Raw genomic sequence first — 22,096 nt, forward strand, 5'->3', positions numbered from 1 at the left:
GCGAGCTGTAGCGCAACGAATCTTCAGGATCGTGACGCAGTCGCGATGCAGATCGTGCGGTTCGACGGCTCGAAGACGCTCTTATAAGAGGTATCGCGCAAAAGTGCCGCTGCAGAGGTCATGAAACTGCCGATGTCGGCACCGTCGCAATCGAATCGACCGGTGCCGAACCCGGCATGCAGCCAGTGCACAAGGCACTGGCGGCACAGCGCCGTCAGCGGGTGCCGTACAGCACGACGGTCTTGCCGCGTGCGTGCAGCAGGCCGTCGGCCTGCAATTTCTTGAGCACGCGGCCAGCCATTTCGCGTGAGCACCCCACCAGGCGTGCAAGTTCCTGGCGCGAGACACGCAGCTGGGTGCCCTGCGGATGGCTCATCGCTTCGGGCTCTTTGGCCAGGTCGTGCAGCGTGCGCACGATGCGGTCGGTCACGTCGAGGAAGGCCAGGCGGCTGGCTTTCCTTGTGGTATCGAGCAGCCGTTTTGAAAGCTGAACACCGATCGCATACAGAATCTTCGGCGCATCCGGCGACAGGCTGGTCTGGAACAGCTGCTGCAGCCGCTCGTAGCTGATCTCGGCCAACTCGCACTGGGTGCGGGTGCGCAGGATCACCTCGCGGGTGTCGGATTCGATGAATAGCCCCATCTCACCGACGAATTCGCCGCTACCGAAGTAGCCCAGCACCAACTCACGGTCGTCATCTTCCTCGGCGATGATGCTTACCGAGCCGCTGATCACGTAGTAGAGGGTGCCGGCCGGGTCTCCTGGCCGGAACACATCGGTCCGGGTCGGATAGCGTCTTCGGTGGCTGTGCGCCAGGAAACGCTCGATGGTGCCCGCGTCCAGCGCCAGGGAGGGGGTAGCGTTACGTACCGTCGTAGTGACAACCGTCGTATTTCCTGGGCTCATGGTAGTTCCGCGTGTGATTCCTGAAGCTTAACGGCATGAGTCATGCAAGGTAAACCACTCTTAACATCGGCATTTCGTTGCTGGGATCTTTGGCTCATAATTGACTCCTTTCCCGCTTTCCATAAGGACAGACCGACGTGGTCAAGCCGTTGCCTCGTCTGAGGCTACAGGGGTTCAACAACCTCACCAAGGCGTTGAGCTTCAACATCTACGACGTCTGTTATGCGCGTACCGAAGAGGAGCGTCAGCGCTACATCGAGTATATCGATGAGCAATACGACGCCGATCGTCTGACGCAGATCCTGACCGATGTGGCCGAGATCATTGGCGCCAACATCCTCAATATCGCACGTCAGGACTACGATCCGCAGGGTGCATCGGTGACGATCCTGATCTCCGAAGAGCCGGTGATCGACAAGAAGCAGGCCGGCAAGGAATTGATCTCCGATGCCGTGGTTGCTCATATGGATAAGAGTCATATCACTGTCCATACATATCCGGAGACGCATCCGCAGGAAGGTATCGCCACGTTCCGCGCCGACATCGACGTCGCGACCTGCGGCGTGATTTCGCCGTTGAAGGCGCTCAACTACCTGATCGAGAGTCTGGAATCGGACATTGTGATCATGGATTACCGCGTGCGTGGCTTCACGCGCGATGTGAAGGGCAAGAAGCATTACATCGATCACAAGATCAACTCGATTCAGCAATTTCTCGCCAAGAACGTGAAGTCGCGCTACGAGATGTTCGACGTCAACGTCTACCAGGAAAATATCTTCCACACGAAGATGCACCTGAAGGACTTCGACCTGGATCAGTACCTGTTCGAAGAGCGCGCCAAGAACCTCTCGTTCAAGGAGCGCATGAAGATCGAAACGCTGCTCAAGCGCGAAATCGAAGAACTGTTTCACGGACGCAACCTGAGCGAATAAGCGCAGGAGCATCAAAACGCCACAAGGCGGGACGGCCCGCCACGCGATGGCCTCGCGTTCCACAGCCGACGGCGGCCCAGTGTGCAAACACTGGGTCGCTTTTTTTTTGCCCATTTTTTCTGTGAGGAGTACTGCAATGCCCTGGATCTATCTGTTGCTGGCCGGCCTGTTCGAGATCGGCTTTGCCATGGGACTGAAATACAGCGACGGTTTCACTCGCCTGTGGCCGACCGTGCTGACAATCGGCTTGCCGGCATCAGCCTGTGGTTTCTGACGCAGGCGCTGAAGACCATTCCGGTCGGCACCGGCTATGCGATCTGGACCGGCATCGGTGCCTTGGGCGTGACTATTGCCGGTATCGCGCTATTCGGCGATAGCGCCTCGTGGTCGCGATTGGCGTGCATCGGTCTGATCGTGGCCGGGGTGATCGGGCTGAAGCTGGTCGGGTAATCAGTCCCCCAGCGTTTGCTGTTCAAATCCCGGGCTCCGACTTGGAGGCTGCCTATCGCCACGCCTTTGGCCGTAGCCGCACCCGTAATGCGTGCACAGCCCCAACGTTTGCTGCGCAAACATTGGAACCCTGACTCAGAGGCTGCCTATCCCCACGCCTTTGGCGCGCCCCTTCAACAAGGAGGCTGTGCTTCAGTGGCGTGCCGGCAAGCAGTTGATTGCCGTGTCGGGTGTACTCGGGTGCGGGCTAGATTCTGGCGGCCGCCGGCCGCCGGCCGCTGGTCGTCGATTCCCAATTCCCGATTCCCAATTCCCAACTAGAGGCGGTAGGCCACCGTCTTCATCAGCTTGGAGGCCAGGGCCATTGCGCTGGGGATCGGAGCCGGGAGCGGGCGGGCGCCGGCCTGCTCGGCCTGATCGGCGTGGCGGGCCTCGTCGATCTTCATCACGCGCAGGATGGCGCGGCTGCGTTGGTCGCTCTGGGGCAGGGTCTCCAGGTGCTCATCCAGGTGGGCTTCGACCTGACGTTCGGTCTCGACCACGAATCCCAGACTCCAGTCGTCGCCGCGCAGCCCGGCCAGCGCGCCGAGCGCGTAGCTGCCGGCGTACCACACGGGGTTGAACAGGCTGGGGCGGCTGTCCAGCTCGTGCAGGCGGTCGGCGCACCAAGCCAGGTGGTCTGTCTCTTCCTGGGCAGCTTCCAGCAGGTGGTGCCGGGTGTGCGCGTCGCGGGCGACCGCGGCTTGGCCGAAATACAGGCCTTGCGCGCACACCTCGCCAACATGGTTGATGCGCATCAGGCCGGCGGCATGGCGACGCTGCTCCGGGTCCAGGACGACGTCGGGCGTGTCGGCAGCGGGATTGGGGCGTTCGGCCGGCGGATTGCCGAAGACGGTGTCCAGCGCGCGCTGGGCTTCGACCAGCAGCCGGTCGAGCGGGCTATGCAGGCGGGTGGGGGAGATCTGGGTCATACGGCGATTCTGGCCCCGCTCCGCCGTGCTGCCAACCGCCATGGCGCAGGTGTCGCTGCAACTTGCGTCGCCGCCGAGCGTCCCGTACAATCCCGCCTCTTCTGTTTCGCCTTCACAACGCGTGGCAAAGTTCCAGTGGTCATCGGCCGCTGCAATCCGCCCGACCACTCAAGAGTTTTCTCATGACTACGTTCACCGCCAAGTCCGAGACCGTCCAGCGCGACTGGTATCTCGTTGACGCCGCCGGCAAGACGCTCGGCCGTCTGTCCACCGAACTGGCCCGCCGCCTGCGCGGCAAGCACAAGCCGGTTTACACCCCTCACGTCGATACTGGCGATTACTTGGTGGTGATCAACGCCGAGAAGATCGTCGTCACGGGCAACAAGCTGAAAGACAAGAAGTATCACCGCTTCACCGGCTACATCGGTAACTTGAAGACCGAGAGCCTGGAGCAGGCGCTGCAGCGCCACCCGGAGCGCGTGATCGAAATCGCCGTTAAGGGCATGCTGCCGAAGGGTCCACTGGGCCGCACCATGTACCGCAAGCTCAAGGTCTATTCGGGTGCCGAGCATCCGCACGCCGCCCAGCAGCCGCAAGTTCTGGATATCTAATCATGGCTATCACGCAAAACTACGGCACTGGCCGCCGCAAGTCCTCCACCGCTCGCGTGTTCCTGCGCAAGGGCACCGGCAACATCACCGTCAACGACCGTCCGCTGGACGAATTCTTTGGTCGTGAGACTGCGCGCATGATCGTGCGCCAGCCGCTGGAACTGACCAAGAACACCGAAAGCTTCGACATCATGGTCACCGCCTCCGGCGGCGGCACCACCGGCCAGGCCGGTGCGATCCGTCTGGGCATTGCCCGTGCGCTGGTCGAGTACGACGAAACCCTGAAGTCCGAGCTGCGCAAGGCTGGCTTCATGACCCGCGACGCTCGCGAAGTCGAGCGTAAGAAGGTCGGTCTGCACAAGGCCCGTCGCGCCACCCAGTTCTCCAAGCGCTGATCCATCGCGTTTGGCCGCGTCCCGGGTCGCCGGGATGCCTGCTTCAAGAGCCCGGCCATGCCGGGCTCTTGTCGTTTTGGAATTGTGGTGAGTGGCGTGTGCGAGCGCGTGGCGAAGATGGCCCTGGAGACTGAGTGCGATCAGCATGAACGCAGGTGCGCGACGCGTTACCACCGGACGCCGGGCAACAAAAAAGGCCCGATCTTTCGATCGGACCTTTTGTGTTTGGCTGCCCCGGATGGATTCGAACCACCGAATGCCTGAGTCAGAGTCAGGTGCCTTACCGCTTGGCGACGGGGCAATAAAACGTGTTGGTCCAAGATTATTGCATGCCCGCGAGGGCGTGAATACCTTGGTGGCTATGGGTGGACTCGAACCACCGACCCCAGCATTATGAGTGCTGTGCTCTAACCGGCTGAGCTACATAGCCTAGGGAGCCGGCAATTCTCACGATGCGCCGTGCTGTTGTCAAGCATTTCGTTTTCAGCTTGTGAGCCGGGCGTCGCCGTGGCAGAGTCGGTGGCAGTAGATTTTCAGGAGTCCGCATCGTGATCGATCCGGACGGTTTCCGGCCAAACGTCGGCATTGTGCTGATGCGGCAGGACGGTCAGGTGTTCTGGGCGCGACGTGTGCGCAGGGACGGCTGGCAGTTCCCGCAAGGTGGCATGAACACCGATGAGACGCCCGTTGAAGCCATGTACCGCGAGTTGCGCGAAGAAACCGGGTTGTTGCCCGAGCATGTGGAATTGCTCGGCGCCACGCCTGGCTGGCTACGCTATCGGCTGCCCAGTCGGGCGGTGCGCCGCAATGAGCGGCAGGTGTGTATCGGGCAGAAGCAGGTCTGGTTCCTGCTGCAGTTCACCGGCGACGAATCCCATCTCAAGCTCGACCATACCGACACCCCGGAGTTCGACCACTGGCGCTGGGTGAATTTCTGGTATCCGGTCGAGCACGTGGTGATGTTCAAGCGCGGCGTCTATGCCCGCGCGTTGCGTCATCTGGCGCCGCTTGCGCAGAGCCTGGCCGGTCCGGCGGCAGTCGGTGCGATGCCCGAGCGTGCGCTGGAGGCGTGGTTGCCGGGCAGCAGCGCGGCAGGGCACGACAGCCCACGCAAGCGGCCACGCAAGCGCAACGGGGCTCGTGCGATGCGGATTAATAATGATTAACGGATGGAATTGACACCTATTCTCGTTTGCGGTGCAATCAGTGCCGGTCCTTTCCGGATCGCCAACACCCGACCGATACTGTGTACGTCTGCATCTGTAATGGGGTCACCGACCACCAGATCCGCGAAGCGGCCGAGAATGGCTGCGCAAGCCTTGCCGAACTGACCATGCGCACCGGGTGTGGGTCCAATTGCGGCTCGTGCCTGGAGATGGCGGGCGACCTGTTGAGCCAGGCACATGCCAACCGCGCATTGCCGTTGCCGCTCCTGGGGCTGGCTAGCGCTGCCTGAGGCAGGACGTCAGGGGCGGAGGGTTCCGACGACGCCTTCGAGATTTCCACGCGGTACCTGATGCCAGAGGTATCTTCCGGCCCGCGCCGCGAATGCCCGTGGCATCCCTGCAGCGCTGGAGCTACCTGCAGCGAAGTGGTTGCTCGGTAATGACCGGTACAAGACTCCAGCCGGTACCAGCCTGATTCGCCATTGCAGCTGCCAGGCGCCTGGCAGCTCCTGCGACACACAGCGCGTCCCCCAACTGATCACGATTCGCGTTCCTTCATGCGCCGCGCCAACGCGCTAGAGTGCGGCCGGCTCACTCTCTCGGAGACATCGCATGAAGGGCGATACCAAGGTCATCGAGTACCTCAACAAGGTGCTCTACAACGAACTCACTGCGATCAACCAGTACTTCCTGCATGCCAAGATGCTGAAGAACTGGGGCCTGAAAGAACTGGCCGAGCATGAGTACAAGGAATCCATCGACGAGATGAAGCATGCGGACAAGCTGTCCGACCGCATTCTGTTTCTCGAAGGGCTGCCCAATTTCCAGGCCTTGGGCAAGCTGCGCATCGGCGAGAACCCGACCGAGATGTTCCGCTGCGATCTGACCCTGGAGCGCGAGGCGGTTGTCGTGCTGCGCGAGGCGGTGGCGTATGCAGAGACCGTCAAGGACTACGTGAGCCGCCAGTTGCTGGTGGACATCCTGGAGTCCGAAGAAGAGCACATCGACTGGCTGGAAACCCAACTGGACCTGGTGGCACGTATCGGCGAGCCGAATTACCTGCTGACCAAGCTGGACGACTGACGCGCGTCTGGTCGGGGTTGTCTTTATCTGGCGCTGAATTTGCGGGTGCGCGGCACTTCTGCTGGTCGGTGTTTTCGGCGATTGTTTGCTGATGATTGTTTGCTGATGATCTGCTTCTACAGATTCTCTTGCCGGTGAGAGCGCGTGGCTTCGCCCGTACCCTCACCCCAACCCCTCTCCCGCAGGAGAGGGGCTTTGGTGTCCTTCCGGGAGCAGGGAGGCTCGAGCGTCCTTTCGGGTGAGAAGGCGTTGGACATCAGAGCGATGTGAGCCTCGCGTTAACGGATGCAGGTGACGGTCCCAGGCGTCTGCCACCGCTTCGACAGCACTGATGCGATTACTGATTTGTCGTGCTGGCGTCGGCTTGCAGGCGTGCAACCTGGCCCAGCAGGGCGAGGCGGGCGCGGGCGTATTCGGCGATGACCAGGGCGACCATGACCGAGGGGCGTTCGATGGTGCCGGTGCGGGCGGCCAGTTCGATCCGCCGTGCCGCGTTGGACACGGCCTGCGCGCCGACGTTGGCGCTGGAGGACTTCAGCGTATGGGACAGATCGCGCAGCTGCATGCTGTCGCGGTTGGTGGCGGCCGCTTCCAGTTGTTCGATGATGAGCGGTGCGTCTTCCAGGAACAGCTGTAGGATGGCGATTGTGTCCGCGCCCGCCACCTCGTACAGCTCGTCGATGACGCTGTTGTCCAGGATCGGTAGTGCGCGTGCCTGCGCGGCGGCGCTGGCGCTTTCGGGGTCATGGGTGGCCTGCCCGGCAGGGCTTGGGCCGGGCAGCAGCGCCTGACGCGGCAGCCAGCGTTGCAGGCAGGCGTCCAGCTGTTCGCGTGCGACCGGCTTGGACAGATAGTCGTCCATGCCGGCGGCCAGGCAGCGTTCGCGGTCGCCGGCCATGGCGTTGGCGGTCATGGCCACGATCGGCACTGGGCGGCCGCCGCTTTCTGTTTCCATGGCGCGCCAGCGGCGAGTGGCGGCATAGCCATCCAGCACGGGCATCTGGCAATCCATGAAGACCATGTCGTAGCGGGTGGATTCCATACGGGCCAGTGCGGCTTCGCCGTCGGTGGCGGTGTCGGCCTCGAAGCCAAGCACCGCCAGCAGCTTCTGCGCGACCAGCAAGTTCACCGGGTTGTCTTCGACCAGCAGGATGCGCACCTCGCGGGCGTTGGCCATCGGCGGCGGCAACGGCTCGGGGATCATCGCCGAGGCCAGCGTGGTGGCGTGGGCGGGCTTGGGTTCGGGCGGCAGTACCAGGGCGCGCAGGGTTTCGTCCGGGCTCAGGCGTGGCACCAGGGTGGCGTGATCCTGCAGTTCGGCCGGTACCGGTTCTTCGCCGTACAGCCAGATCAGCCGCGCGCTGCTGGCATTTTCCGGGCGCGCGAGCGCGCGGTGCACTGCGCGCGCGCTGTAGCGCAGCGTGTCGTGGTCGGCGATGACGCAGCGGAAGCCTTCGCCGTCGCTGTGCCGGCGCACGCGTTCGAGCGCTTCCTGGGTGGTTTCCATGAGCACGTGCGACACGCCCCAGCTGTCGAGCAGGCGCTTGAGGCGTTGCGACAGGCGCGCATCGGAGCTGATCACCATCACCCGTGCGGCGTCGGCGCCGGTGGCCTGCTGGAGGTCGCCGATGACCTTGAGCAGCGGGATTTCGAACCAGAACGTGGAGCCGCGCCCGGGTTCGGATTCCACTCCGATGCGGCCGCCCATCAGGTCGATGATGCGTTTGCAGATCGCCAGGCCCAAGCCGGTGCCGCCGTACAGCCGCGTGGTGGAGGCGTCGGCTTGTGCGAAGGAGCGGAACAGGCGTGCCTGCTGGTCCGGGGCGATGCCGATCCCGGTGTCGCGCACCTGGAAGCGCAGCAGATGCTGGGCGCGCGTTTCGCCCAGGCGGCGCAGCTGGATGTCGACGCTGCCGCGTTCGGTGAACTTGATGGCGTTGCCGATCAGATTGCCCAGCACCTGGCGCAGGCGGATCGGGTCGCCGCGCACCAGCAGCCGTACCGACGGTTCGATATCCAGGCTCAGGCGCAGCTGGCGGCCTTCGGCGGTGCGCTGCAGCAACTGGATGACGCCGTCGAGCAGTTCGCGCAGATTGAAGGTGGTGATTTCCAGTTCGAGCTTGTTGGCCTCGAGCTTGGAGTAATCGAGGATGTCGTCGACGATGCGCAGCAGTTGCAGCGAGCTGCCGGTGGCGGTCTGCAGCATGTCGCGCTGATCAAGGCTGAGCTGGCCGCTGGAGATCAGCTCCAGCATCGGAATGATGCCGTTGAGCGGGGTGCGGATCTCGTGGCTCATGGTGGCCAGGAATTCGCCCTTGGCCAGAGTAGCGGCCTCGGCGGCCTGCTTGGCGCGCAACAGTTCCTGTTCGAGTTCGCCGTGGCGCCGCAGTTCCTGCTGCAAGCGTTCGCGGGCCAGGTCGGCTTCTTCAAGGCGCTGCGCCAACGCGTGCTGCGCATGAGCGACACGGTGAGCGGCAAACGCGGCACACAGCCCGCAGACCACCGCCAGCGCTGCCGACACCGCGCTGACGGCGCGCCAGGGGCCTTGCAGCGAAGACCACTGCAGGCCTGCGCCGAGTGCGGTTGCCAGCGCGGCCAGCACTGCCAAGATGCTCCAGGCGCGAAGACCTGCTGCCCGCTCTCTCACTCAGAGCACCGCGCTTGTGAAGTCGAAGTCCAGTTCCTTGCCGACGGTCTGCACCAGGTTGCCCTGGATGAAATCCACGCCGCTCATCCACATTGCAGCGGCTGCCTGCGGATCTTCGATGCGTTGGCCGATGATCAGCAAACCGCGCTGGTGGGCGATGTCGATCACGCCGCGCAGTTCGTCGCGCACCGCCGCGTTGCCGTGCGCATCGGCGAAGCGGTTGGCCATGCGTACGAAGCTCAGCGGCAACTGGGCCAGCAGTGCGTTGGCTTCATCGCCGGGTTCGAACTGGCTGAGGCAGAACTGCACGCCGGCCGGCATCAACTTGGCGCAGAACTGCTGCACGGTGACGGCATGGATCAATGCATCGTCCAGGCGCAGATCCACGATCAGCGACTGGCCGGCCACGCCACGCTCGACCAGCGCCTTGAGCAGCCAGTCGGCGAAGGCATCGCGGGCGAGCGTGCGCGGCGATTGCGAGACGAACAGGCGCAGCGGCGGGCTGGCGTGCTGGTACAGGTGCAGCAGGCCCAGCGCGTGGTCCATGACCTGCTGGTCCAGATCGGCGATGCGCCCGGCGGCTTCTGCGGCAGGAATGACCTGGCCTGCCGAGAGCAAGGTGCCATCGGCCTGGCGCAGCCGCAGCAGCACCTGGTACTGCGCGGTGTCGCCGCCGGCCACGGCCACGATCGGCTGATAGGCCAGTTCCAGTTGACCTTCGACCAGCCGCAGTTGTTCCTGCTGTTCGGCCTGGCTGGGCGCCAGATAGGTCTGCACGCCGTCGCTGCGCAGGCGTGCCTGCAGCGCGGTGCGTTCGACCGCTTCCAGCGCGCTGCCGGTGTCGTCGAAGCCCAGGCCCAGCGGTGCGACGCCGATGGCGCAGCGCACATGCACGGATTCTTCTTCGCGCACCGGGAAGGCGTTGGCGGACAGCCGCTGGCGGATCTCCAGCGCCTGCTGTTCCAGGCTGGCTTCGGGCATGTCGACGGCCAGCAGCAGGAAGCTGTTGTCGTTCAGGCGCGCCAGCGGGTAGGGCTGGGCGGCGCTGGCCAGGCGGTGCCCGGCCTGGGTCATCAGGCGCTCGTAGGCGGCATAGCCGTAACGCTCGCGCAGGCCGAGCGCGCTGGCGATCTCGATGAAGAACAGGCCGCCGGACTGCTTGCGCTCCAGCGCGTCGGCGAGCAGGTCCATCACGTGGCCGCGGGTGGGCAGGCCGGTTTCCGGATTGCTGCGCACGCTGACCTGTTCGCCGGCTTGCTGCAGCGCCTGTTGGCGTGCGCGGCGGATGCGGTTGGACACCGCAGCGATCAGGTGGCGCGGGCGGATCGGCTTGGTGAGGAAGTCGTCGGCGCCGCTGTCGAGCACTTCGAACTGGCGCTCCGGGTCCGGGTCGCCGGTCAGGAACACGATCGGCAGCAACTGCTGACCGGGCTGCTGGCGGATCAGCGTGGTCAGGCGGATGCCGTCCAGCTCGGGCATGTGCAGATCCATCAGGATCAGATCCGGGTGATAGTCCTGGATCGCCTGCGGCACGCTGGCGGCGGTCATCTCGACCTGCGCATGCATCCCGGCGCCGTGCAGCACGCTCTGCGCGAACAAGGCCTGCGAGCGGTCGTCTTCGACGATGAGGACGCGGTACGGCGCATCGGCGGCGACATTGTCCTCGCCATCGTGCGGCGCGGCGGGCGCTGCCGATGTGGGTGACGCCGTGGGCGCCGGTGCTGCGGCAACACGTGCGCTGCTGCTGGCCGCCACCGCGCGCGGCGTCGCCACGGCCGCGGCCGGGCTGGCCGCCGCTGCAGTGGCAGGCGCAGGAATGATCGCCGCGCTCACCGGCACAGCGGTGTCGGCCGGCGACGCAACCTCATCGGCCCAGCGACGCCAGTGGTCGGCCGGCGGGGTCTCGGCGCGAAGTGGACGATTACGCGTGGCGGTGTCGTCACGTGTGGTGGAAGAAACCGGATCTCGGGCGGCCATCGATACTCCCTACAGTCGCTGTGATTATGCGATGAACTTCACGGTAGCGGGGAGCTGCGTGCAGTCGGCGTGGCGGCAGGGCGTATCGGCGCAACCAGCCGACGCATGCCCCGCCACAGCAATCGCCAGACCCACCACACCACCAGCCCCGCCATCAGGCTGGAGCCCACCGCAAGACCCAGTGCCAGCCAGGGGTGCGCCAGTGCCAGTGCCAAGGCGGTGGTGGCGATGGTGTCTTCGGCCAGCGAGGCGATCCAGTTGCTGGCCGGTTCGGGCGAGGTGTTGAGCAATGCGCGGGTGCCGGCCTTGAGCGTGTGGCTGGTCAGCGCCACGCCGGCACCGGCCGCCAGGGCGCCCGCGCCCAGGTCGCCATCGGGCGAGAGCGTCGCCGCGGCCAGGAAGGCGCCGGCTGGCACGCGGGCCAGCGTCTGCAGCAGGTCCCAGCCCGAATCCACGCCCGGAATCTTGTCGGCGAAGAATTCGGCCACTGCCAGCGCGCCGGAGGTGCCCAGGACCCACCACGACTGCGCCGGATGCAGCGCCGGCGGCAAATCGATCCAGCCCAGCAGGCCGGCCAGGCCGACGCCGAACACGGTGAGATAGACCCGGATGCCGGCCAGCCAGGCCAGCAGGATGCCGATCACGAACAGATGCGCTTCGCTCATGGCGTGGTTCCCTGCAAACAATTGCAGAACTATCGCAGAACTTTGGAATAACCGCCGATCCAGCGCCAGCGCGACGATCGTCTGGGCTCTGGCACACTACGCCGCCCATGATTGCGCCGGCCCGTCCGGACCCGATGCCCATGAGACCAGCCGCACGCGTGCAGATCGTCCAACGTGCCTCCGGGCATGGCCGTTCCGGTGGCCGCTGGTGGTGGCTGCTGGTTGCCATCGTATGGCTGGCTTCGCTGGGCGGGATGTGGTGGATGGCCACGCGCACGGCTGCCCCGCGGCTGGTGAAGGCCGAGGCAGCGCTGCAGCAGGCGCAACGCAGCCAGGTCCAGCAACGTCGGCAGATCGAGCAGTTGCAGCAGCGCCAGGTCAATCTGGCGATGTCCGACAAGATCAGCCGCGCGGCCAACACCGAAGTGCAGGCCTCGCTGGCCGAGCGCGACGAGCAGATCGCCGCGCTGCGCGCCGATGTGGCCTTCTACGAGCGGCTGGTGGGCTCCACCGCACAGCGCAAGGGGCTCAACGCGCATTCGGTGCAATTCACCGCCGAAGCCGGCGGCACCTGGAACTACAGCGTGGTGCTGACCCAGAACCTCAACCGCGGCGCAATCAGCCAGGGCCAGCTGCGCTTTGCGGTGGAAGGCGTGCGCGCCGGCAAGCTGGTGACGGTGAGCTGGAACGAGTTGCACCAGAAGCCCGACGCCGCCGGGCAACCGTACTCGTTCCGGTATTTCCAGCAGCTGGACGGTAGCGTGATCCTGCCGAAGGATTTCACCCCGCAACGTGTCAAAATCTCCCTGAGCGGCGATGGGGCGCCGGTCAGTCAGACATTCGATTGGAAAGTCGCCGGCAATGGCGCGGGGGAATAGCTCATGTTCGGAAACAAGTCCAACCGTGGTGCGCAGACCGTGGTCGATACCTTGATCGGGCCGCAGGTGGTCATCCGCGGCGACCTGACGTTCAGCGGCGGGCTGTATGTGGAAGGCCGCATCCTGGGCAAGGTGATTGCCGAAGACGGCGCCAGCGCCACCCTGACGGTGGCCGAGCAGGGCAGCATCGAAGGCGAAGTGCGTGCGCCGGTGGTGATCATCAACGGCCAGCTGACCGGCGATGTGCATGCGGCCGAGCGGGTCGAACTGGCCGCCAATGCGCGCGTGCAGGGCAACGTGCACTACCAGGTGGTGGAAATGAGCGCGGGCGCCCAGCTTACCGGGCGGCTGATCCATGCCGCCACGGCCGGCGCAACCGCGGCGCTGCCGGCGCCGGAACCCAGCCGTGCCGAACCGGTCACGGCGTTGCAGGCCGAAACCGCCGACGCCTGAGCGCGGCATGCGCAGTGAATGCCGCGGCAGCCGATAAGGCGGCATGGCTTGAAGTGGGGCCCTCTGGCCCCCATGCTGGCGCCATGAGTACGCTCGTTTCGCTTCCTACTGCCGCCCCGGCGCCGGACTACCAGTCCATCGACCGGCCACTGAACTTTTCCGTGGCCGCTGCCGCCAAGGTGCGAGAGCTGATCCAGGAAGAAGGCAATGCCGACCTGGCATTGCGCGTGTACATCCAGGGCGGAGGGTGTTCCGGCTTCCAGTACGGCTTCGAGTTCGACGAGAACCGTGCCGAGGACGACCTGGCCGTGGCCACCGATGGCGTCACGCTGCTGGTGGATCCGCTGAGCCTGCAATACCTGATGGGCGCCGAGGTGGATTACACCGAAAGCCTGACCGGCGCGCAGTTCGTGATCCGCAATCCGAACGCAAAAACCACCTGCGGGTGCGGGAGCAGCTTCAGCGTCTGATTGCATCTGGGTAGATGCGGATTGTGCGACGCATCTGGGTGAACGCGGATTGCGGCGCGTAGCGCGTGCTTCTGCAGTGCATCTGCGTTGGTGACAGGGTGACTGCCGAACGTGAGATCGATCGCGGCTGAGTGGCGCGCTGGTCTCGCTCGATGTTGACCAGCTGGCGATGAGGTGGGCGCATTGCGGGTGGCGGGACTGGCTCGTATGCCTGGCTTACCTCGCGGTGCGCGCTGTGATGAGGAAGGCGCATCGCTTGCTTCGCCGCTGCAGCTCGTCGGGCGACTGCCGACCGCCATCACGATGAGGCTGCCAACGCGAGCAGCGCAGTGCGCGAATGGCGGCGACTGGTCAGGCAGGCGTGTGAGTGCTTCCACGCTGAGCAATTCTGCGGCAATCCTTCAGTAAGGTGACAGCGCTGCGCGCCACGTAGTGACACGTGAACAGCGATCCACGCGCCGCGTTGAAAGAGCCTGTACCGCGCGCGGCGTTGCAGCGATTTGCAGCGCGACGACAGGAATGCAGCGCGTTGCTGGCTGTCGATGGCCAGGCACGCATCTGATTGCTTGGGTTGCGCCCGCAAGGCCGGCGACCTGCACGCGCGCGTGACGCGCCACGACGCTTTCTGCGCTGCAGGTTTCGCGGCGCGCGCGCCAGCTTCGTGCGTGCGCGATGGTGCATGGATCCAGATGACCATACTGCGTGCGTGCCATGTGTCGATTCCAAGCCGTTGCGCAGTGACCACTCACGCTTCTTCCGCACCTCGATCGCACCGAGACCGATCTGGCGTTGGGTGATTGCTGCGCGTCTTCCGTCCTTCCCCAAGAGAGCATCACTTCATGTTGCAGATCAACTCCCGTTCGGCGTTTGGCCTGGCGGCCATGTTGGGCATCGCCAGCGCAGTGCTTGCACCCGGCGCGCAGGCCGCGCCCGCGCGCGGCACCTTGCTTACCAGCAATTTCCTGACCAGCTACACCCGTGATGCGATCGGCGCGATGCTGGCCTCCGAGCCGCAGGCCGAGCAGCCCAAATGCAATGTCCGTGTCGCCGAATTCACCTATGCAACCGTCGGTGTCGAAGGCGAACCTGCAACCGCATCTGGCGTGCTGCTGGTTCCGGATGGCGAGCGGTGCGTAGGGCCGTATCCGTTGCTAGGCTGGGGACGTCCGACCGAAACGGTTCGCACTGAGGAGCAGGCCAAGGACATCCGCGATGCCAAGGGCAACGACCCACTGGTCACGCGCTTGGCCAGCCAGGGGTATGTCGTGGTCAGCAGTGATTATCTGGGGCTCGGGAAGTCCAACTACGGTTATCACCCTTATTTGCACAGCGCGACCGAGGCGAGTGCGACCATTGATGCGATGCGTGCGGCGCGCAATGTGTTGCAGCGCTTGAACACGCCGCTGTCCGGCAAGGTGATGCTGTCGGGTTATTCGCAGGGCGGCCACACGGCGATGGCTACCCAGCGCGAGATAGAGACGCATCTGTCCAAGGAATTCCATCTGGTGGCCAGTGCGCCGATCTCCGGGCCTTACGCGCTGCAGCAGACATTTTTGGACAGCTGGAGCGGCAGCAATGCGGTAGGCGAAAGCAGCTTCGGCATCATTCTGGGCAGCTATGCCATCGTCGCGATGCAGCACACCTACAAGAACATCTATCTGGAGCCCGGACAGGTGTTTCAGGAGCCGTGGACTGCCAAAGTGGAGCCCTTGTTCCCGGGCAAGCAAAGCCTGACCGATCTGTTTCTCGGCGACACCTTGCCAGGCATCGATCAAATCAAGGCGTATTTCCAGCCTGGCTTCTACCGCGACTTTGCCAGCAACCCCGCCAACCCGTTCCGCCAGGATCTGGCGCGCAACGATCTGCTGGCGTGGGCGCCGCAAACCCCGACCTTGCTGTGCGGTTCGTCCAACGATGCCACCGTTCCGCTCAAGAACGCGCAGACCGCCATCGCCAGCTTCAAGCGGCGTGGCAGCAACAAGGTGGCGTTGGTGGATATCGGCACCGGCAACTCCAGCGACAACTCGGCCCTCGCCCATCTGTTGACGAACGAGCCGTGCATCGTGGCAGTGCGGCATCAGCTGTTGGACAAGCAGCGCTGACGCCGCGGTCGTTGCTCGACGCTGCCGAAGGGTTTGCAGGTGCGGGCGTCTCGAAGCCCGCACCTGCATGGCGCTTCACTGCAGCCATTGCAATGCACTGCCATGACCACTGGCTCACGTGCGTGTCCTGACAGGGCCGCACCCGCGCGCTGTCCAGTGATAGGGCCGCGTGCCACTTGGCGTGAACCGCATCCCACGCCAGTGGCCAGCGCGAGCGGCGTCCGCGTCTGAACACGCACCGCAGGCGCGCTCGGTCGAGTGCGTACGATGGTTGCAGGCGCTGCCGATTATCGGCAGGCTTGCGCCGATGTCAGAGTCCCTTTTTTCATCTTCCGGTTTTGCCTTCACCCACGCGCCGCTCGATCGCTGCGATATGTTGCGTGACGATCCCGACGCCCTGGCGCGTCTGTGGCCGCAGGGCCGTGTGCTGTTGATCGACGCTAAAGGCGCGGCGCTGGCCGATGCCGATGGCCAGCCGTTGTTGCTGGATGGCGCCGAACTGGGCGACGGGCCGGAGGCTGCGATCTTCCTGGGTCTGCGCGATGCGGTGGGCTGGTTTTGTGTGCCGGCCGACATTGTCGCGGTGCAGGCGCCGCAGCGGATCGATCTGCGCCAGGCCGCTGCCGACTGGCCTGCCGAGATCGCCACCGCCTTCGCCTATGCACGGGCGATGTTGCACTGGCAATCGCGCACGCGCTTTTGCGGCGTGTGCGGCGGTGCGATCGCGTTCCGGCGCGCCGGCTTCATCGCGCACTGCACGCAATGCCAGACCGAGCATTACCCACGCGTGGACCCGGCCATCATCGTGGCGGTCAGCGATGGCGCGCGTTTGCTGCTCGGCCGTCAGGCCAGTTGGGCGCCAGGACGTTATTCGGTGATTGCCGGGTTCGTCGAACCGGGCGAGTCGCTGGAGCAGACCGTAGTGCGCGAGGTGTACGAAGAAACCCGCGTGCATGTGCAGGACTGCCGCTACCTGGGCGCGCAGCCGTGGCCGTTCCCGGGGGCGCTGATGCTGGGGTTCACCGCGCGCGCCGCTGCGACCGAGGTGCCGCAGGTCACCGGTGAGCTGGAAGACGCGCGCTGGGTCAGCCATGCGCAGGTCAGCGCCGCGCTGGCCGGCGAGGGCGATATCGGGTTGCCGCCGCGCATTTCCATTGCGCGTGCGTTGATCGAGCACTGGCATCGTGCGCATGGCTGAGCCTGGCCGGCTTTTGCGGTGTTGCAGCGGCGCTCGCGTCCGCTCGGCTAGACTCGGCTGAGGAGGCCTGCCCATGTTCACCACCCTGGTTGCCGTCGTCGTCGCGCTCACGCTGGGCCATCTGGTACCGGCGCAGGTGGCCAGGCTGCGCAATTTCGCCTGGTTCGGCCAATGGCTGCGCCGGTTGGACAGTTACGCGGCCGGGCGCGGTGCGTGGCAAGGGCGCTATGGCGTACTGCTGGCCGTGCTACCGGCGCTGCTGGTGTTGCTGGTGCAGTGGCTGCTGGACGATGTCTGGCACGGTTTTCTGGGCTTGCTGTTCGGCGTGGCGGTGCTGGCCTGGACCTGGGGTCCGCGCGATCTGGATCGCGATGTGGAAGCGGTCATCGACGCCGACGAGCCGCGCACGCGGCGCGAAGCGATTTCGCACCTGCAGGCCGCCGGCGGCAGCGTGCACGAAGACGCGCCGTCGCTGGTGGAAGCGGTGGTGGTCAACGGCCTGCGACGTTGGTTTGCGGTGCTGTGGTGGTTTCTGCTGCTGGGGCCGTTCGGCGCGGTGCTGTATCGGCTCACTGCCCTGGCGGTGGAAAGCCCGCTGGCCGTGTTGCTGCCGCCCCGCAATCTGGCTGGCGCGCGCTGGCTGCTGGCGGTGCTGGAATGGCCGGTGGCGCAGTTGATGACGATGTCGATGGCGCTGGTGGGTAACTTCGACACCGTGTTCCGCGCCTGGCGGCAGGCGCATGGCAACCGCTGGTCGCTGGAACCGCATTTTCTCGGCGCCGTTGCACGTGCCAGCGTCAGCGCCGAGCTGCGCGATGAAGCGCACGACTACACCGATTCGGGCCTGGTGCCGGTCTGGCGCCGCCTGCCGGAAGTACGCGACGCGATGAGCCTGGTCTGGCGCGTGCTGCTGCTATGGTTGGTGGTGCTGGCGTTGTTGGTGATTGCGGGCTGGGTGCGGTAGCGCCGCGCGTGATGTCGGGCGAGAAGATGTGTAGCGCCGGGCCCTATGGAAACGTCGGCCCCTCGCGATTGTTCGCGGTCTAACCCGGCGCCAGCAAGGTAAACGGGTACCACGGCAGGTTTCTTGCGATCCAGTACGTCGGCAAGGCCCACAACCAGAACTTCGGTTCGGACATCACGGCCACCACCGGGGAGAACCAGCGCGCGCGCCAGCCGGCTTTCCAGGCGATCAGGCCGGGCAGGATGAACAGGCCGAGCACGGCGGCCGGATTCATCGCGAAGGCACCGGGCAGGTCGAAGTGCGCCAGCGCATACAGTGCGCGGGTCATGCCGCAGCCGGGGCAGTAGCAGCCGGTGACGGCCCGAAAGACGCAAGGCGGGAACGGGCTGTTGCTCGCATTCGGATCGAAGCGATACAGCAACGACACGCCAAGGGCGGCCACGCTGGTGGCCGCCCCCAGTCCAAGCCAATGGCGTGGACGCAGTTCCATTACTGCATGTGCTGCAACTGCTGCATGTAGTCCATGTAGCCCTGCATGCCGCCGGTGGCCACCATGCCGATGTTGATCAGCAGGCCGATCGCGGCCAGCACGCTGGTCACGATGCACCAGGTCTTGGCGGTGTTGGAGGCGCGGCGTGCGCCGTCGATGTCGCCCTGGTTGAGCAGGCCGTTGACCTTGCTGGAAAACACGATCGCCACGATGCCGGAGATCAGGGCCGGGCAGCACAGGCAAAAGCCCAGCACGGTGGAAACGATCGCCCAGATCAGGTGATTCGGCACCGGGCCGGGCGCGGCGCTGGACGAGGGATGGATCGGCGGTGGCATGGCACTCATGGTGAAGCTCCTTGGGTGGTAAACAACAGCGAACTGATGGGTGAGTGGGGTCGATTATCGGGCGCCATGCGCGGCGGTGATGCGCCCGTGTGCGCTGACGATGGCCGGATGGCCCTCATGCGAGGTTTGGCGCGAGCGGCGAGCGGCGAGCGGCGAGCGGCGAGCGGCGAGCGGCGTGTCGGTAGCGGCGAGTGGCGCTGCGCGGTGCCGGATATCTGCTCGCGCCAGCGGACCTGGCGCTCCACGCCTGCGCCGCGAGCGAACGCAGCGGCATGCCCATCGCTGCCGGCACAGCCAGCCGCTGCAATGCGCGACACCCGCCGATCAGGGCAGACGCCTCAGGCGCGATGATGTTGAGCACAACGACGTCCCCCGGTACGGCCGGCCGCGTCCGCCTGGCGGCTGCGACGGCAAAGCGTGCAATGGCGCACAGGCTACTCGCGGCGCGCCATGGACGCAAAGCCTGCATCCGCCGGGCTCAGGGCTGATCCTGCCGCAGCGTGCGCACTTGTTGTTCGAGCAGCGCGGCACTGGCCTGATCGCCGGCGACCGCTGCCCCTGCCACCACGTCGATCTGCGCGCGCATCCGCCGCGGCACCCGCATGCGGCCCAGGCGCGTGTCGCGCCGGCTCCACATGCTCGACCACATGCCGCGCAGCGCCATCGGAACGACCGGCACGTTGCGGCGCTGCAGAATCTTTTCCACGCCGGACTTGAAGGGTGCGATGTGGCCATCCTTGGTCAATGCGCCCTCGGGGAAGATGCACACCAGCTCGCCATCGGCCAATGCGGCATCGATGCGGTCGAAGGCCTGTTGCATCAATGCGGGGTCTTCGCGCGCGCCGGCGATCGGGATGGCCTTGGCGGTGCGGAAGATCCAGCGCATCACCGGGATGCGGAAGATCTTGTAGTACATGACAAAGCGCACCGGGCGCGGAATCACCGCCGACAGGATCAGCGCGTCCATGTAGCTGACATGGTTGCACACCAGCAGGGCGGCGCCCTCGTCGGGCACATGCGTGTCGATAGCGCGCGCGCGCAGGCGGTACAACACGCTCACCAGCACCCAGCTGAGAAAGCGCATCAGGAACTCGGGCACCAGGGTGAAGATCCACAGCGCCACCAGCGTGTTGGCGATTGCCAGTGCCAGGAACACTTGCGGAATGCTCAAGCCCGGCAGCGGAATCCGTACCCCGAACAGCACCACGTGCGGCAACTGCAGCGCGATGCCGATCACCGCCGCGGCCACGATGAACAACGCGTTCTGGATATTGAGCCCGGCGATCACGCGCGACAGCTCGGCCTTGGGTGTGCGGCTCTGGATCAGCGCAAACAACGGCACCACGAACAGGCCGGTGAACAGGCCGATGCCGACCAGATCGATGATCAGCCGCACACTGCCGGGCTGCTGCACGAACTGGCCGATCGACAGGCCGGTGACCGGCGCTGCGCCAGGCCGGGCGAAGTACAGGTCCAGCAGGAAGGCGCTGATGCCGAACGCGCCCAGCGGCACCAGGCCGATTTCCACGGTGCGGCCGGACAGCCGTTCGCACAGCAGCGAGCCTGCGCCGGTGCCGATCGAAAACAGCGCAAGCGCGAATACGTACAGATCCTGCTGTACGCCCAGGTTGAGTTGGGCATAGGTGGGCAACTGCGCGGTCAGCACGGTGCCGATGAACCAGAACCACGACACGCCCAGCACCGCGTTGCGCACCGCCAACGTGCGTCGGGTCAGGCGCATGATGGCGCGCGATTCGGGAATGGGGTTCCAGTTGATCTTCAGCTCGGGCGCGCCGGCATCCACGCGCGGTACCAGCCGCGCCACCAGGTTGCCGGTCACCGCAATCGCAATCACCGCGGTGGCGGCAGCCTCCGGCCCATGACTGCCGGCGATCTGGAAGATCAGCCCGCCGAAGATCATGCCGCACAGGATCGAAATCGAGGTGCCCATTTCGACCAGGCCGTTACCGCCGGTGAGCTCTTCCGGCTTCAGCACCGAGGGCAGGATCGAATATTTCACTGGCCCGAACAGCGTGGACTGCAGGCCGGTGCAGAACAGCGCAATCAGCAGGATCACCATGTTCTCGGTGATGAAGCCCACCGCGGCCAGCGACATGATCGCAATCTCCATCGTGGTGGTGATCACGATGAGCTTCTGCTTTTCCAGCTTCTCGGCGATCTGCCCGGCCAGCGCGGAGAACAGGAAGTACGGCAGGATGAACAGTGCCGGCGCCAGGTTCGTATACAGCGTGCGCTGGGCGGCATCGATGCCGAGATAGAACAGCAGGCCGATGATGGCCTGCCGATAGACGTTGTCGTTGAACGCGCCCAGCGCCTGGACAGCGAAGAACGGCAAGAAGCGGCGCTGCCTGAGCAGGGCGAACTGGCTGTGACCGGACATGCAGTTTCCTTTGCGAACGCGCGCAGCCTAGCAGGCTTCCATGGCGTGCTGGTGGATGGCGGTTGCGCTCAGCGGCTTCTCTGTGCCGGTGGCCTGCGTTGCGCGAGTTGGGCGCGCAGCAAGGCCACGAAGGCGCGTGCGGCCGGGCTGGGGTCGGGCCGCCACACCGCATAGGTCAGAAAGCGGTAGCGCTCCTTCAAGGCCACCGTGATCACGCCGCGCATGGCGCCGGCCATGGTCTGCGGGACGATGCCTACGCCCAGGTTGGCAGCGACCAGTTCGCGCACCAGATCGGCATGGGTGACTTCGTACTGCTGGCGCTGCCGCAGGCCGGACTGGGCGAAGGCGGCATCGATGATGCCGCGCACGCCGGCGCCGGGAACCAGCCCGGCCATCGGTTCGTCGTCCAGCTCGGCCAGCGCCACCCGCTTGCGCGCGGCAAGGCGGTGGCCGGGGGCCACGATCAAGGCCAGCGCCTCTTCATGCAGCAGCAGGCGCTGCGCCGGCACCGCAAGCTGCGGGCCGACACCGACCAGGGCGACATCCAGCCGGCCTTCGCCCAGATCGTGCAGCAACGCCTCGCTCATGGCAGTGCGCAGATGCACGTCCACCCGCGCATGCGCGCTGCGGAACTGATGCAGCAAGGCCGGTAGTTGCACGGTGGTGAGCGAGGAAATCTGCCCCAACGCCAACCGCCCGCGCACGGTGCCCAGGGCCTGCGCCATTTCCTCGTGCAGGCGCTCGGCAGCGCGCAGGGTCTGGCGGGCGTTGTGCAGGAACACCTCGCCGGCGGCGGTGGGCCGCACCCGGCGGGTGCCGCGTTCGAACAGGCGTGCACCGAAGGTCTCTTCGATCTTGGCGACCTGGTGGCTGAGCGCCGACTGCACGGTGTTGCAGCGGCGCGCAGCGGCGGTGAAACCGCCTTCTTCGGCCACGGCCACGGCAAATTCCAGTTGGCGCAAGGTCAGCATGCAATCTCGAAAAAAGATGGC

Annotated in this window: 21 protein-coding genes, 2 tRNA genes and 1 pseudogene; 13 read left to right on the forward strand and 11 right to left on the reverse strand. The window is 65.4% G+C overall.

What is annotated here, in order from left to right; genetic code table 11:
* Nucleotides 1-214: 214 nt before the first annotated feature.
* Nucleotides 215-907: a cAMP-activated global transcriptional regulator CRP gene (gene crp / locus F7R02_RS06880; protein WP_005914205.1), complete on the reverse strand. Its 693-nt coding sequence runs from the start codon at nt 905-907 to the stop codon at nt 215-217.
* Nucleotides 908-1,044: 137 nt separating this feature from the next.
* Here crp and speD point away from each other — a divergent pair, with 137 nt between their 5' ends.
* Together speD and F7R02_RS06890 are read left to right on the forward strand one after the other, a co-directional pair.
* Nucleotides 1,045-1,839 (forward strand): adenosylmethionine decarboxylase, encoded by a 795-nt coding sequence (gene speD / locus F7R02_RS06885; protein ID WP_007967854.1) that lies wholly within the window; start codon nt 1,045-1,047, stop codon nt 1,837-1,839.
* Nucleotides 1,840-1,975: 136 nt separating this feature from the next.
* Nucleotides 1,976-2,289 (forward strand): annotated as a pseudogene (locus F7R02_RS06890) (DMT family transporter).
* A gap of 317 nt (nt 2,290-2,606) precedes the next feature.
* Here F7R02_RS06890 and coq7 read toward each other — a convergent pair.
* Nucleotides 2,607-3,260, reverse strand: coding sequence for a 2-polyprenyl-3-methyl-6-methoxy-1,4-benzoquinone monooxygenase (coq7, locus tag F7R02_RS06895; RefSeq protein WP_003483072.1), 654 nt, complete (start codon nt 3,258-3,260; stop codon nt 2,607-2,609).
* Nucleotides 3,261-3,442: 182 nt separating this feature from the next.
* Here coq7 and rplM point away from each other — a divergent pair, with 182 nt between their 5' ends.
* Entirely contained in the window at nt 3,443-3,871 is a 429-nt protein-coding gene (gene rplM / locus F7R02_RS06900; RefSeq protein WP_003483082.1) for a 50S ribosomal protein L13, read from the forward strand.
* Between the two features lie 2 nt (nt 3,872-3,873).
* Nucleotides 3,874-4,266: a 30S ribosomal protein S9 gene (rpsI, locus tag F7R02_RS06905; protein ID WP_003483085.1), complete on the forward strand. Its 393-nt coding sequence runs from the start codon at nt 3,874-3,876 to the stop codon at nt 4,264-4,266.
* A gap of 226 nt (nt 4,267-4,492) precedes the next feature.
* Here rpsI and F7R02_RS06910 read toward each other — a convergent pair.
* Nucleotides 4,493-4,567: transfer RNA gene (locus F7R02_RS06910), tRNA-Gln, on the reverse strand.
* 52 nt (nt 4,568-4,619) lie between these two features.
* Nucleotides 4,620-4,696, reverse strand: a tRNA-Met gene (locus F7R02_RS06915).
* Between the two features lie 118 nt (nt 4,697-4,814).
* Here F7R02_RS06915 and F7R02_RS06920 point away from each other — a divergent pair.
* The 3 genes from F7R02_RS06920 (at nt 4,815) to bfr (ending at nt 6,515) form a co-directional block, all read left to right on the forward strand.
* On the forward strand, nt 4,815-5,432 hold the full coding sequence (locus F7R02_RS06920; protein ID WP_078591240.1) for an RNA pyrophosphohydrolase: 618 nt from the start codon (nt 4,815-4,817) through the stop codon (nt 5,430-5,432).
* Nucleotides 5,433-5,512: 80 nt separating this feature from the next.
* A complete protein-coding gene (locus F7R02_RS06925; protein WP_003483089.1) occupies nt 5,513-5,722 on the forward strand; it encodes a (2Fe-2S)-binding protein in 210 nt (69 codons plus the stop codon).
* 322 nt (nt 5,723-6,044) lie between these two features.
* Nucleotides 6,045-6,515, forward strand: coding sequence for a bacterioferritin (gene bfr / locus F7R02_RS06930; protein WP_003483093.1), 471 nt, complete (start codon nt 6,045-6,047; stop codon nt 6,513-6,515).
* Nucleotides 6,516-6,852: 337 nt separating this feature from the next.
* Here the strand turns inward: bfr and F7R02_RS06935 are convergent, their stop codons facing one another.
* The 3 genes from F7R02_RS06935 to F7R02_RS06945 are packed head-to-tail and all read right to left on the reverse strand — an operon-like array spanning nt 6,853 to nt 11,804.
* Complete coding sequence (locus F7R02_RS06935) at nt 6,853-9,123, reverse strand: ATP-binding protein (protein WP_139371103.1); 2,271 nt, start codon at nt 9,121-9,123, stop codon at nt 6,853-6,855.
* A gap of 39 nt (nt 9,124-9,162) precedes the next feature.
* Nucleotides 9,163-11,139: an EAL domain-containing protein gene (locus F7R02_RS06940; RefSeq protein ID WP_005914191.1), complete on the reverse strand. Its 1,977-nt coding sequence runs from the start codon at nt 11,137-11,139 to the stop codon at nt 9,163-9,165.
* A 38-nt stretch (nt 11,140-11,177) separates the two neighbouring features.
* The gene (locus F7R02_RS06945; protein ID WP_029827935.1) at nt 11,178-11,804 is read right to left on the reverse strand and encodes a DUF4126 domain-containing protein; all 627 of its coding nucleotides are present in this window, start codon (nt 11,802-11,804) and stop codon (nt 11,178-11,180) included.
* Nucleotides 11,805-11,944: 140 nt separating this feature from the next.
* On the opposite strand from F7R02_RS06945, the gene F7R02_RS06950 reads away from it, so the two are divergent.
* From F7R02_RS06950 to F7R02_RS06980, 6 genes are all read left to right on the forward strand, one after another.
* Nucleotides 11,945-12,682 carry a DUF6776 family protein gene (locus F7R02_RS06950; RefSeq protein ID WP_005914188.1) on the forward strand — a complete coding sequence of 246 codons (738 nt, stop codon included), beginning with the start codon at nt 11,945-11,947 and terminating at the stop codon, nt 12,680-12,682.
* A gap of 3 nt (nt 12,683-12,685) precedes the next feature.
* Entirely contained in the window at nt 12,686-13,135 is a 450-nt protein-coding gene (locus tag F7R02_RS06955) for a bactofilin family protein (RefSeq protein WP_016849919.1), read from the forward strand.
* Nucleotides 13,136-13,218: 83 nt separating this feature from the next.
* A complete protein-coding gene (gene erpA, locus F7R02_RS06960) occupies nt 13,219-13,605 on the forward strand; it encodes an iron-sulfur cluster insertion protein ErpA (protein WP_002808218.1) in 387 nt (128 codons plus the stop codon).
* Between the two features lie 839 nt (nt 13,606-14,444).
* A complete protein-coding gene (locus F7R02_RS06970) occupies nt 14,445-15,707 on the forward strand; it encodes a lipase family protein (RefSeq protein WP_078591238.1) in 1,263 nt (420 codons plus the stop codon).
* 307 nt (nt 15,708-16,014) lie between these two features.
* Nucleotides 16,015-16,905 (forward strand): NAD(+) diphosphatase, encoded by an 891-nt coding sequence (nudC, locus tag F7R02_RS06975; protein ID WP_005914180.1) that lies wholly within the window; start codon nt 16,015-16,017, stop codon nt 16,903-16,905.
* Between the two features lie 73 nt (nt 16,906-16,978).
* Complete coding sequence (locus F7R02_RS06980; protein ID WP_078567979.1) at nt 16,979-17,869, forward strand: cobalamin biosynthesis protein; 891 nt, start codon at nt 16,979-16,981, stop codon at nt 17,867-17,869.
* A 79-nt stretch (nt 17,870-17,948) separates the two neighbouring features.
* Here the strand turns inward: F7R02_RS06980 and F7R02_RS06985 are convergent, their stop codons facing one another.
* The 4 genes from F7R02_RS06985 to F7R02_RS07000 form a co-directional block, all read right to left on the reverse strand.
* Entirely contained in the window at nt 17,949-18,359 is a 411-nt protein-coding gene (locus F7R02_RS06985) for a DUF2752 domain-containing protein (protein ID WP_078591237.1), read from the reverse strand.
* The gene (locus F7R02_RS06990) at nt 18,359-18,703 is read right to left on the reverse strand and encodes a CD225/dispanin family protein (RefSeq protein ID WP_005920117.1); all 345 of its coding nucleotides are present in this window, start codon (nt 18,701-18,703) and stop codon (nt 18,359-18,361) included. The genes F7R02_RS06985 and F7R02_RS06990 overlap by 1 nt, the downstream gene beginning before the upstream one ends.
* 478 nt (nt 18,704-19,181) lie before the next feature.
* Entirely contained in the window at nt 19,182-21,104 is a 1,923-nt protein-coding gene (locus F7R02_RS06995) for an MFS transporter (RefSeq protein WP_078591236.1), read from the reverse strand.
* A 68-nt stretch (nt 21,105-21,172) separates the two neighbouring features.
* Complete coding sequence (locus F7R02_RS07000; protein WP_005914176.1) at nt 21,173-22,075, reverse strand: LysR family transcriptional regulator; 903 nt, start codon at nt 22,073-22,075, stop codon at nt 21,173-21,175.
* Nucleotides 22,076-22,096 lie beyond the last annotated feature (21 nt).

The organism is Xanthomonas cissicola, from assembly GCF_008801575.1.
Taxonomy (GTDB): domain Bacteria; phylum Pseudomonadota; class Gammaproteobacteria; order Xanthomonadales; family Xanthomonadaceae; genus Xanthomonas; species Xanthomonas cissicola.